We start from the raw sequence: 11,276 nt of genomic DNA on the forward strand, positions 1-11,276 counted from the left end.
GTATCCAATCGCGTCTCCGATCCTGTTGAGGCATGGATGGCATACTATGAGAGAGAAAGAGTTGAGGATCTGTTCAGGATTGCCAAGCAGACCATTGGAGGAAACAGATATAGAACCTCCAAGAATGAGACAACAGAAGGAAAGACTTTTGTAATGTTCCTTGCCAGTGCCATTGGAATGATGTTCAGACAAAGAGTAAAGCACGCAACCGCCAACGGCATAAAAATGCCTTACGATTCAGATAACAAACTGCTGGCAAATCTAGATTCTATCGAACAGACGGTATTCAGGGAAGGTTGTTATTACACTCCTGTAACCGGTGTTCAAAGAAGGATAATGGAAGCATTGGACATTCCTATGCCTTCTACGGAAATATTTGGAAAACTCTCGAAAGAAGAAGAGGAAACAGACGAAGACGACAACATACAGTCATTGGACGAACTGGATATTATCCTAAGTGAAATCGAGAAATAGAAAGACCGAACCTCACGTTATTTGAAATTCGGTCTTATGTGTCCTAAACATATGAATTACAACAAAGTTTAGGGATACTGAAGCTCCTTTTCAGGACAGTCATGCAGACTTTCAGAACAGTGTCATTCTGAAAAACGGCACTTGTTTATAGGCAGATTAGCAGAGTTTATCCGTTTTGCACGGAGAATTGGAATAATCTACTGACCAGTCGATGTCTTGGTTGACAACTTTGCCGACTACTGAGATCCCTGATTTTCTGCCTCCGAAACCTGAACGGGTTGTAGTGGCAGTGATATGTATTTCAGGTTTACCTGATCTTGCGCGTTCAGCATTTAAGGAAACGACCTCAACTGATTCAACGTATTTTGTTGCATAATCATGTGGAGAATACAGTGCCCAGCCTGAGCCTTCGGCAGCCTGTCTGGTATTGTCACAGTTTCCTTCAAGATTTGTATAGTCGAACTCGAAGGCACAGAGTTCAGCCTGTCGTTTAACAGCGTCAACAATCGCAGTTACTTCGGTAAATCTAGCTCTCTTCATGTAGGTTGCATATGCAGGCAGTGCGATAGCGGCAAGTATTCCTCCGATGACAATCATGAAGAAGAAAATAACCGCTATAACACATACCCAGATAACAGTTCCAGAGCTTGGCTTCTGCGGCAGTTCCTGATTCAAGGAGATTGATTCCAGAGCGTTCTTTACGGTATAGAGACGGCAGAAGCAGTATATCTGGAGCACTGCTGATGTAAGTGAAGCTACAACCGCGATTAGAATTCCTGATACAGTCACGGCAGTGGATTCCGCTCCAATTCCTGCAGACGCTACAAAAAATGCAACTATTGAAAGCACTGAGGATACGAGAATAACTGCACACTTTGTTTTAATACCGTCTGATATCCTTGCATACTGCTCATAGTTGAATTTGCGGAATGCATTGCTTACTTTTGATGTCAGCCCGAAAGACATGATGATGATGACGAGAAGCAGGATCTGGCTAAGAATATTCACAAACGGAAGGAACATTGATATCAGGCAGATAATCTGCATCACGTTCATGGTGTTTATTCCCTTGAGAGCCTCGTTAAGCTGAGGATCGGTGTTGTTCTGACTGAACTGATAATTGTTCTGACTGAACTGAGCGTCTCCCTGACTGAATCTGTCGGAATAAACAAGATCCTGATTGATCTGCGGTTTTTCTGCAGTTACTGACTGATTACCGCTGTTTTCTGCAGTACCGGAAAAACCGGAATCCTGCTGATTGTTGTCTGTGTTCTGTCTGTTGTGAGGAAGGTTCTTGCCGCAGTTCGGACAGAATCTGGAATTATCTTTGATTTCAGATTTGCAGAAAGGACATTTCATGCTACAGCTCCTTTTTCTGTATGTGGAATAATGCGTTGGTCGTTAAATATCCTGATTTACGGATCCTCAGGGATCGGTTTTATGTTCTTTATTCGGGATATTCCTGTACTAAATAAGTCCGGGGTTTCCTGTCCTGCCGCAAAAGGTATTCATGGCATTTGGCAGGCTTCGGAAATTCCGCTGTCGTGAATTATATATATTACCTGAAATCTGAACAATAATAAGTTATATGTTACGTATAAAAAACACTGTGAAATCTCTCATTTGAAAGCGGATCTTCCGGTTGACACGTATATTTTTTCATAAGTGAGACATCCTTATGATAAAGACGTGCTCCTCATCATTACCGCAGGCAGATACCGGTTACCAAAAAAATTGTGATGTATCTTGAAATTTCATCGAGATGCCCATACGTAATTCTATGGTAGTTATATTTATGGAAAAGTACGTATGTCCAGAAAAAAAGATGATGATATCGATTCTCTCAAAGAGAACGAAACCGAACATGAAGACGAGACCGAAAATTCTGAACAGAATTCAGGAAGTGTCGTTGTTTCCGACAAGGTGAGACCAGCGAAGGTAGCGGTTATTCCGGTTTATGACAGACCTGTCCTGCCGAGTGAGCTGATTCCGGTTCAGCTTGCAAGCAAGTGGGCTGCCACGATCCGTCAGGTCGTTAATTCCGAATCCAAGGTGCTGGCCATCGTGGTAAGACCTGAAAGTGAACTTGAACAGGAATTCAAGGCTGACAGCCTGACCGGCAAAATGGGGTGTCTGGTCAGAATCATGCAGGCACGTATCGGTGAGGATCTGCAGATTGTGATTCAGGGGCTTACCCGTGTCAGACTGGATAACATTCACGTAAAGAACAGTAAGGTGATAGAAGGGGATGCAACATATCCTGAGGATGAGCTTCCGCCGAGAGACGCTAAGGAGGAAATTGAGGTCAAGGCATATGCCATGGCCATTATTTCCACCATGCAGGAGATGATTCCGATTAATCCTCTGTATTATCAGGAACTCAAGCAGTATCTGCTGAGGTTCAATCCGAACGATCCGTCTCTTCTTGCCGACTGTGCCGCAAGTATCACCACGGCAAGCTCAGCCGAACTTCTTGAGGTGCTTGAAACCGTGGATCTTATTCCGCGACTGAAACTGTCTCTGTCTCTGGTTCAGAAGGAACTTGCCAGCACCAAGCTTGAAAAAACCATCAAGAACACCGTTTCCGAAAAGATTAACGCCAAGCAGCGTAATTTCTTCCTGAAGGAACAGTTAAAGGAAATTCAGAAGGAACTAGGGGTTCTGGTTGACGACAAGACATCTGAAATAAACAGACTTACGGACAAGATGGATAATCTCAATCCGCCTAAGGAGATTCTGGATCGCTTCCATGAGGAACTCAACCGCATGAAGCTTCTTGATTCGCAGAGTCCTGAATTTGCAGTAAGCCGTGATTATCTCAACTGGCTTACTGACGTGCCGTGGGGAGTTTACGTAAAGGATAATTTCAATATCAGACACGCAAGAAAGATTCTCGAGGAGGATCATGAAGGTCTGAACGACGTGAAGGAAAGAATTCTGGAATTTCTGGCGGTAGGCAGCTACAAACAGGAATTCAACGGTGCGGTAATGCTTCTTGTAGGACCTCCGGGCGTGGGTAAAACCTCAATCGGCCGTTCAGTCGCCAGAGCACTCAACAGACCGTTTTTCAGATTCAGTCTCGGCGGCATGCGTGATGAAGCGGAAATCAAGGGACACAGACGAACCTACATCGGCGCTCTTCCTGGCAAGCTGGTTCAGGCACTGAAGGAATCAAAGGCCATGAATCCGGTTATTCTGCTAGATGAAATAGACAAGCTGGGAATAAGCACTCAGGGGGATCCCGGCAGTGCACTGCTGGAAACTCTGGATCCGGAACAGAACTGCGGCTTCAGGGATCATTATCTTGACGTGAAGATTGATCTGTCAAAATGCCTGTTCATCTGTACAGCCAATTCCCTGGACACCATTCCTCCGGCTCTGCTTGACCGTATGGATGCCATAACCCTGTCAGGGTATCTTGCCGAGGAGAAGTTCAGAATCGCCAAGAAGCATCTGATACCCAAGGCTCTTGAAAAATCAGGCATCAGAAACAGGGAAATAAGATTCCAGGATACCGCAGTCCGTAAAATCATTGATGAGTACGCCCGTGAATCCGGCGTGCGCAATCTGGAAAAGAGCATTGCCAAAATCATCCGCAAGGGTGTGATAAAACTGGTGGAAAAGGAAAGCGAAAAGATTGTGGTTAAAGCCTCCGACGTTCGCGGCTATCTGGGTGTTCCTCCTTTTGCAAGGGAAAAGACCTTAAGCGGCGTAGGCATTGTTACCGGTCTGGCATGGACCTCTGTGGGAGGAGCCACACTGCCTGTAGAGGCAAGACTGGTGGATCACTATGCCAAGGGCTTCAGTCTTACCGGTAATCTCGGTAATGTCATGAAGGAATCGGCATCGATCGCCTTAAGCTATGTGGCGTCAAATCTCGCCCGTCTGTGCAGTGACGTGCCTGCCAATTATTTCGAAAAGGCCAACATTCACCTGCATGTTCCTGAAGGCGCCACACCTAAGGACGGACCGAGCGCGGGCATCACCATGGCCAGTGCGCTTCTGTCTCTGGTGCTCAACAGGGCTCCGAAGGTAAACTTCGCCATGACCGGAGAGCTTTCTCTTACCGGTAATGTCCTGGCCATCGGAGGTATCAGGGAAAAGGTTATCGCCGCCAAGCGCGTCGGCATCAGCAATCTGATTGTTCCAAACGCCAACCGGGAGGATGTGGCCGAACTTCCTGACTATGTAAGGGAAGGAGTGAACTTCAACTATGTGGACACCTATGATGAAGTTGCCTCAATTCTTTTTGACATAGGGAAGAAAAAGTAACCTTTCTTATTAATCTGACAGCCTTCCGCACGGAAATGCGGAAGGCTTTTTTTGTCAGCAATAGAACACCACCTTTTTTAGGCTCTTTACGGAATTGTTTGAAATCCTCCATTCCACGGCCTTTCCCAACCCAAAGGATTTCTCCGGTTTTAAGATCCATTACACAGGTAGCGTAACTGTGGCCTTTGTGTATAGCAAATTCATCAACCGCAAGGTATGTCGGTTTATATCCGGAACGCAGGCGCTCCTCTTTCCGTTTTTTAAGAAAATCATCCATAATTCCCAGATGGATTTTCTTAACTGTTTCCCAATGGATACCAGTAATTTCCGCAACAGCAGAAACAGACATGTTTTTGGATAACAGGCTTCTAATCCATTCTGCAGCACGACAGGTTATTCTGGCATGCGGAATCTTTTCATGTATGTCCTCTGTAAAATATTGTCCGCATTCTCTACACTTGTTGCCATGGCACACGAACAGCATTTTATATAGCCATAGATCGCGTTCACTCTACTACAATCTGCTATGCCTGCTGTTTAGGAATAAATTCTATTTTTAAAGACATTCCCATACCATCAGCCAGTCTCTTTAATAGGTTCAATGATGGATTTCTAGTACCGTTTTCTATTTTACTTATATCAGCCTGATTAATACCTGAACGTTCGGAAAGTTCCTTCTGAGTAAGGTTCTGGGAAATCCTTGCTTCAACAATTGCCCTAATTACATCCATTTCAGGTTGAATAGCTTCATACTCTTTTCTGAATTCTTCATTTTGCATTTGCTCATTGAGCATGTCATTGAATGTTATCATGATTTTTCCATCCTTGTAATGTAATCATATCTTCGTTTCTTCGCCAGTTCTATTTCTGCCGGTGGTGTTCTTTGAGTTTTTTTTACAAAACCATTTGTAAGAATAAGCGGAGCCATGTCTTTGTATCCGGAATTGAAAAGGCTGACTACTCGGATATTTTTAATACGCTCGAAGGCAATTATGTGTAAAATGCCATGACGGCATCTTCATAGGCTTTATAGAGATTGTGATCTCAGTGAATTCACTATCTTTTATGTTTTAGGTTATGCAATAAGTTTATAATTTTATCAGTCAAGTCTGGGTTATATTCGTGGATTTTATCGTTTTACAACTATCCATTTTCCGTATCTATTACCGCCCTGACGTTCAATAATCTTCTTTTCTTTTAACGAAGTAAGTATTTTTCTTATATATCCATCAGAGTATCCACTTGCACTGACTAATTCTTTTATCGTGATACCGGAATTTTGGCGAATATAATCGACGATACGTTGCTCAATCTCATTAATGCTTGCTGTATTCTCTGTCTCATTACTGACGGAATCCTGCTTAATATAATTAAACGGAATAGTAACATTAACAAAATTTTCCATAATATCAAAAGCCTGTTTTCCGTAATTGCTGATGATAAGAGGAATTCCATGACCTGTCTGTTCCACATATCCCAATTGTCCGAATATCTTTTGGAGTTTTGAATTTACAGGTTTACTTATTCCTTTATAAAACTCATCTTTATTTAAGTCTACCGGTAATCCTCCAGTGGAGATAATTTCTATTCTGTCAGAGAAAATATAAACTGCCGGTGGATTCCCTTTGTCCCATTTTGTATGGATACATGCGTTCTGCCAGGCTTCTTTAAAACTGGCCATATCGAACAGCTTTTCTTCTGTTCGTCTGTGATTGCCCATCGTAACCATGGTTTCATTGATGGACTCCATGTAATCCAATACTTTATCAATAGAGGTAATCAGGCAGGTTCCGCCATACTCATTTCTTTTTATGAGTTTTGTCTTATCTTTTCCTGCAAAGGTGACTACTTTAATTGAAATATCATTTTCATCAGCAAGCAGAAAGGCCATTAGATTATATTTTCCATCGTTATTTTTCAGCCCTGTATTATCTTCGAAAGTTGATTGATTAACTGTCAGACCTGCCGTTACGTATGCAATTTTAAGTTTATTAAATGAAAGTGTCTGAACCGGAGCAGGCACTAAAGTTAAAATATCTGACGATGTTTGCTTGTCCATTAACTCTTTCAAGGCTGTCGGGCTTAATTCTCTATCTTCATCTGCTGAACGCATATAATACCGTCCGTAAGCAGAATAAGGCTTTTCAGAACCGCGAACTTCAATCTTTATTACGTTTTTGTCATCTATCAGTTTATGTTCAATGGTAGGTATAATCTGAGGTTTAATGAAATTTGCTATCGCCTGGGATATTTCTCTGAGTGTTCTGTCTCCCATTTGCTGACCAACCACATCACCGTTATCTTTAACTCCAAAATACAGAATTCCATAGCCATTCTTGTTGAGCATTGAAGCTAAAGATGTTATTCCTTCTCGAAGCTCTCCTGTTGTCTTCTTAAATTCAATTTTTTCTGTTTCTACCCCTATATTCATCGCTACATATCCCTTAATACATTATTGTTGGCTTTGCAATGGAGCTAATCTTCGCTATTCTTAATAATACTCTATCTGTCCCTTATTTGCTACTCTATTTGCTACTCTATTTGCTACTCTATTTGCTACTCTATTTGCTACTCTATTTGCTACTCCATTTGCTACTCCATTTGCTACTCATATTTTCTTAGTGGAACGCAATTATGCGCAGATATGAAAAAAGCCCATGCCGTAATGGTCATGAGCTTAAGTAGATTAGTGGTGGAATGCCTTAAATGTACTTGAACTGACTCTCCATACTGCGCATGGTGTCACGTTCAATGCTATTGATTTCCTTTCTGGCATCCTCGAGCTCTTTTAGTCTGACTATTTCATCCTTGGCATCATCAAGGCCTAGATGAGTATAAACGTCCATGGTTACTGCGATTTCAGAATGTCCCATGAGGTACTGGAGCGTCTTTGGATTCATTCTTGCCTTGGCCTGATTGCTGCAATACGTATGTCGGCAGTCGTGAGGAGTGATATTCGGCATCTGGATTTTGTAAATCTCGTTGTAGCGATTAACTGCATTACTGAATCTGTTCTCCCAGTGCAGTGCTACCTCCGGCATACCGTCCTTATCCCGGATAAGAAATCCTGCATAGCCTTTGATGATCACCTCAGGCAAATCAGTCGGCCTGTATTCCACCAGGTTCTTAAACATCTGGTACACATCTTCAGTCATCGGAATCTTGCGGGTTCCGGCATTGGTCTTAGTCGGAGTGATAAGGTATTGTCCTGCTCTGAATCTTTGTAGCTGATGGTTGATATCGATTATTCGGTTTTCCAAATCTATATCCTTTAGTGTCAGACCGCAGAATTCCGATATGCGCATTCCCGTGTGGAACAGAATGTAAAACACCTCATAGTACTTACAGTAGATATTGTCCTCTCGTACAAATTTAAGGAACTTATACATCTGCTCTTTGGTGATGGCCAGTCTCGTTTTTTCGGTGTTGTAAATGACACCGGCAAGCTCAAATCCGAAAGGATTCTTAACCAGCAAATCATCATCCACAGCCATCTGAAAAGCAGGTCTCAGCACTCCGCGTACCGTTTTAATGGTACTCGAGCCTCTGCTGTCCTCCTGCTGAAGTTTGATGAGAAAAAGCTTGGCATCGGATGTTCTAATCTCACACATCCTCCTGCTTGAAAATTCTTCTTTTTTAAGCAGATTGCGAACAAAATTATAATTGATAAGCGTTGATTCCCTTACGCCGGTTCTGGTCTTAAGATATCTTTCAACCAGCTCCATGACCGTGAGATTTTTACGCATCGGATCCAGCCTTGATTCCAAATCCCGATCGACGCTTTTTTCAAGCTCGCGCAGTGATAAGCACGGCAGCCTACCTGCAGGTTGCGGGTCTGTCGGGGTAAGCCTCCAGCTGTACAGAAACTTGGCCTTACCGTTAACCACATATTTAAACTGGTATTTGCCGTTTGCTCTGACAGATTCTCCGGTATGGAGAACTCTACGCTTCGAACCAGCTCCATGACCGTGAGATTTTTACGCATCGGATCCAGCCTTGATTCCAAATCCCGATCGATGCTTTTTTCAAGCTCGCGCAGTGATAAGCACGGCAGCCTACCTGCAGGTTGTGGGTCTGTCGGGGGAAGCCTCCAGCTGTACAGAAACTTGGCCTTACCGTTAACCACATATTTAAACTGGTATTTGCCGTTTGCTCTGACAGATTCTCCGGTATGGAGAACTCTACGCTTCGAGTCTCTTCTTGGTCCTACCGTTCTTGGCATTTGCAAGTTCCTCCTGTTTTCCGTTACATAAATATTTCATAAGTTCTTCCCTTACAATGAATCGCTGCTTTCTGCAGTATTGAACCACAAAGCTGAGTTTCTCATTTCTTATCAGATGCCTGAATTTTATCCGACTCAGGTTAAACAGCTTTATGGCCTCCTCAACAGTAAGCAGCTCCTTTTCTTCCAAGTTAGCTGGCATCATCATGCTCACCGTTAAATCATCTGGGTACTGATGAGGTACTCCTCAAACTTCGGGCGAACAATCAGATACCTGTTACCGCATCTGATAGCAAAAACACCAATGTTGCATTCCGCAAGAAGACGCAGTCTCGTGTAGCCGATGTGGAAATACTGAGATGCTTCGTTAAGTGTTAAGGTGTAGCGTTCATTGAAAGGAATTTTTGTAACTGCATTTTCCGGTTTGATTACAGTAATTGGATCGCTCATTGAATTGTCTCCGTTAGTAAGTTGATTTTTCATTACAGACTCCTGTTTTTGCATAAAACTTTTCTCCTCTGATTGACTGTATAGTCCCGTACTGTTTCAGGTATATCAACTACTTAATCCAAACAAAATGCCATCTGAATCAAATAGTTGTGAAGATCAATAAACCGCTTTTTGCCACGGATAATCGAGAATTACCAAAAAACAAAGAAGGCTACTCTCCGACGAAATCATCAGTAGGGGAGCCAGTTTCATACATGGAAAATACCTCAGGTATATAAATGGACGTGAACCCTATGTTTTGACGAAGGCTATAGAAAAATATTTTTTGAATGATTAAAAGTTGCACAGCAGTGTATCGAGATGAACGTCAAAGTAATAGAGTGAATGTGTTTGTGGAAGAATGAGGCTGGTTAGCGATCAGTCAATTGCATGAATAAAAAGAATGTGTTTTTTATTTGGATCACAAATGTAAGACTGAAAAACAAGGAAAAATGGTCAAAAAAAAAACAACAGTAAACTTACAGAGAATGTTTATTGAAAGAGGATAAAACTATGAAAAATCAGTTAATTTCAGTTGGTCTGTTATCACTTGTTCTTGCAGGTTGTAATATGACAGATTTCAGGCTGCCGACTATCGGAGAAAGCAATTCAGACAGTGCTGCCACTAAAACGGCCTCAGCTTCCCAGTCGGATATTGTCAGTAATTCACTTATAGACGAAATGTGTACTACCGCTAAAAAGAATAAGGCCAGGGCACAGGAATTGTACATGGGAAAGGTGATATCCGCCCGTGGACGTTTTTTGCTGGGTGAGCTCTCTAATAACAGATATTCTCCGGGAATTGACTTTGAGACTCAGAATTATAATGTCATCATGGATATGAATTCTAAAACAGAACCCTGGAAACAATATGATCGAGGTCAGATTGTTAACTCAGGGAGTATTAAAATCACGCAGGTTGTCGTAAGACTTGACAGTATATTATTTGATGATAAATGTACATGTTATATCATAGGTAATGATTTATAAATAATGCGTAAAATGCATTGATTTATCCGTAGAGTCGACAGTCCTCATCACTGCCGGCTCTTTTGTTTTCTACACTCCTGGTTCGTCATTTGATAGACAATTACACGGTTAGAAGGTATCTGTTTTTTATTTGGATCACAAATGTGAATTCAGAATATGCCTAAAAATGATCAAAAAGAAAACAGCGTGTAGACTTACAAAGAAAGTTTATTGAAAGAGGATAAAACTATGAAATTTAAGAATGTTTTATGTTGCACTGTGGCTATCCTGCCGATGTTTTGTGCTGTTGAATCTCAAGCAGGTTTTGCGGAAGAATATGATAAGGCTAGGTTGGAGAAAAAGCATAATTCGGAAGGTTATAAGAACACTCAAAAATTGAATGATAAGCAAAAACTGTTTCTTCGTGAAGTTATGGGGAATAGAACACGCACCCAAGTAGAGCTGTGTCATATGGATACAGGGTCTCTAAAGCAATGTAAAGATGGTAATCATGGCATGATGTGGAAATTGCCTTCTAACAATGTCTCAAAATATATATCAAATGTGACGGTTAGTGTTGAAGGAGACGATTCTATAATAAAAATTACAGCATCACCTGATTTCTTCGGAGAAAATGTAACATTAATCTATGATTGCTCAGTTGCTGAAGGGCGTGTGGATTGCCCTATTTCCGCAAAGTCAAGCTGTCTTGAAAAAGGTCTTTGCTCTGCTGGGGTATATGATGTTGAACCAGATGATTCCGTTACGTTAAGAGAAGTTGAATACAAAATTAAATAGTAAAAGATAAGGTCATGTCATGTAGAGCCGACAGTCCTCATCACTGCCGGCT

The 11,276-nt window shown here is 42.0% G+C and carries 12 protein-coding genes and 2 pseudogenes; 4 read left to right on the forward strand and 10 right to left on the reverse strand.

The features are described from left to right. The coding region (locus T489_RS15255; protein ID WP_031580078.1) for a hypothetical protein at nt 1-474 on the forward strand (474 nt) is incomplete at its 5' end. Nucleotides 475-630: 156 nt separating this feature from the next. On the opposite strand, the gene T489_RS14445 is transcribed toward T489_RS15255, so the two are convergent. Continuing rightward, a complete protein-coding gene (locus T489_RS14445; protein WP_051622058.1) occupies nt 631-1,833 on the reverse strand; it encodes a zinc-ribbon domain-containing protein in 1,203 nt (400 codons plus the stop codon). 450 nt (nt 1,834-2,283) lie between these two features. Between T489_RS14445 and lon the strand changes: the two genes are divergently transcribed. Then, on the forward strand, nt 2,284-4,746 hold the full coding sequence (lon, locus tag T489_RS0110975) for an endopeptidase La (RefSeq protein WP_037319740.1): 2,463 nt from the start codon (nt 2,284-2,286) through the stop codon (nt 4,744-4,746). Here lon and T489_RS15765 read toward each other — a convergent pair. The 9 genes and pseudogenes from T489_RS15765 to T489_RS0111005 all read right to left on the reverse strand — a co-directional run bounded on the left by T489_RS15765 (nt 4,682) and on the right by T489_RS0111005 (nt 9,451). After that, nucleotides 4,682-5,230 carry a helix-turn-helix domain-containing protein gene (locus tag T489_RS15765; RefSeq protein ID WP_084155506.1) on the reverse strand — a complete coding sequence of 183 codons (549 nt, stop codon included), beginning with the start codon at nt 5,228-5,230 and terminating at the stop codon, nt 4,682-4,684. The genes lon and T489_RS15765 overlap by 65 nt on opposite strands. 40 nt (nt 5,231-5,270) lie before the next feature. After that, nucleotides 5,271-5,558 carry a helix-turn-helix domain-containing protein gene (locus T489_RS0110980; RefSeq protein WP_031580081.1) on the reverse strand — a complete coding sequence of 96 codons (288 nt, stop codon included), beginning with the start codon at nt 5,556-5,558 and terminating at the stop codon, nt 5,271-5,273. Beyond that, the gene (locus tag T489_RS15770; RefSeq protein ID WP_157608230.1) at nt 5,555-5,749 is read right to left on the reverse strand and encodes a type II toxin-antitoxin system RelE/ParE family toxin; all 195 of its coding nucleotides are present in this window, start codon (nt 5,747-5,749) and stop codon (nt 5,555-5,557) included. Before T489_RS15770 ends, T489_RS0110980 begins: the two co-directional genes overlap by 4 nt. Nucleotides 5,750-5,875: 126 nt before the next feature. Next, nucleotides 5,876-7,177, reverse strand: a complete 1,302-nt coding sequence (locus T489_RS0110990; protein ID WP_084155508.1) for an RNA-binding domain-containing protein — start codon at nt 7,175-7,177, stop codon at nt 5,876-5,878. A gap of 271 nt (nt 7,178-7,448) precedes the next feature. Beyond that, nucleotides 7,449-8,492 (reverse strand): tyrosine-type recombinase/integrase, encoded by a 1,044-nt coding sequence (locus T489_RS15260; RefSeq protein ID WP_369791978.1) that lies wholly within the window; start codon nt 8,490-8,492, stop codon nt 7,449-7,451. Nucleotides 8,493-8,522: 30 nt separating this feature from the next. Beyond that, nucleotides 8,523-8,687, reverse strand: a pseudogene (locus T489_RS15775) (integrase DNA-binding domain-containing protein); the annotation flags it as partial. Between the two features lie 122 nt (nt 8,688-8,809). Next, nucleotides 8,810-8,968: pseudogene (locus T489_RS15490) on the reverse strand (integrase DNA-binding domain-containing protein); the annotation flags it as partial. After that, on the reverse strand, nt 8,928-9,173 hold the full coding sequence (locus T489_RS0111000) for a MerR family transcriptional regulator (RefSeq protein WP_031580084.1): 246 nt from the start codon (nt 9,171-9,173) through the stop codon (nt 8,928-8,930). The pseudogene T489_RS15490 and the gene T489_RS0111000, both read right to left, overlap by 41 nt. 11 nt (nt 9,174-9,184) lie before the next feature. After that, nucleotides 9,185-9,451 (reverse strand): excisionase, encoded by a 267-nt coding sequence (locus tag T489_RS0111005; RefSeq protein WP_369791979.1) that lies wholly within the window; start codon nt 9,449-9,451, stop codon nt 9,185-9,187. A gap of 519 nt (nt 9,452-9,970) precedes the next feature. On the opposite strand from T489_RS0111005, the gene T489_RS0111010 reads away from it, so the two are divergent. Both T489_RS0111010 and T489_RS0111015 read left to right on the forward strand, forming a co-directional pair. Continuing rightward, complete coding sequence (locus T489_RS0111010; protein WP_031580087.1) at nt 9,971-10,447, forward strand: hypothetical protein; 477 nt, start codon at nt 9,971-9,973, stop codon at nt 10,445-10,447. A gap of 228 nt (nt 10,448-10,675) precedes the next feature. Continuing rightward, a complete protein-coding gene (locus tag T489_RS0111015; RefSeq protein WP_031580088.1) occupies nt 10,676-11,224 on the forward strand; it encodes a hypothetical protein in 549 nt (182 codons plus the stop codon). Nucleotides 11,225-11,276 lie beyond the last annotated feature (52 nt).

Origin of the sequence: Ruminobacter sp. RM87 (assembly GCF_000701925.1) — a bacterium.
Taxonomy (GTDB): Bacteria; Pseudomonadota; Gammaproteobacteria; order Enterobacterales; family Succinivibrionaceae; genus Ruminobacter; species Ruminobacter amylophilus.

What these genes read in the sequence shown, in the direction of transcription:
- T489_RS0111000 (WP_031580084.1), bottom strand. Translation starts at nt 9,173, where the DNA reads ATGATGCCAGCTAACTTGGAAGAAAAGGAGCTGCTTACTGTTGAGGAG.
- T489_RS15765 (WP_084155506.1), bottom strand. Translation starts at nt 5,230, where the DNA reads ATGCTGTTCGTGTGCCATGGCAACAAGTGTAGAGAATGCGGACAATAT.
- T489_RS15260 (WP_369791978.1), bottom strand. Translation starts at nt 8,492, where the DNA reads ATGCGTAAAAATCTCACGGTCATGGAGCTGGTTGAAAGATATCTTAAG.
- T489_RS0111010 (WP_031580087.1), top strand. Translation starts at nt 9,971, where the DNA reads ATGAAAAATCAGTTAATTTCAGTTGGTCTGTTATCACTTGTTCTTGCA.
- T489_RS0111005 (WP_369791979.1), bottom strand. Translation starts at nt 9,451, where the DNA reads ATGAAAAATCAACTTACTAACGGAGACAATTCAATGAGCGATCCAATT.
- T489_RS0110990 (WP_084155508.1), bottom strand. Translation starts at nt 7,177, where the DNA reads ATGAATATAGGGGTAGAAACAGAAAAAATTGAATTTAAGAAGACAACA.
- lon (WP_037319740.1), top strand. Translation starts at nt 2,284, where the DNA reads ATGTCCAGAAAAAAAGATGATGATATCGATTCTCTCAAAGAGAACGAA.
- T489_RS0110980 (WP_031580081.1), bottom strand. Translation starts at nt 5,558, where the DNA reads ATGATAACATTCAATGACATGCTCAATGAGCAAATGCAAAATGAAGAA.
- T489_RS14445 (WP_051622058.1), bottom strand. Translation starts at nt 1,833, where the DNA reads ATGAAATGTCCTTTCTGCAAATCTGAAATCAAAGATAATTCCAGATTC.
- T489_RS0111015 (WP_031580088.1), top strand. Translation starts at nt 10,676, where the DNA reads ATGAAATTTAAGAATGTTTTATGTTGCACTGTGGCTATCCTGCCGATG.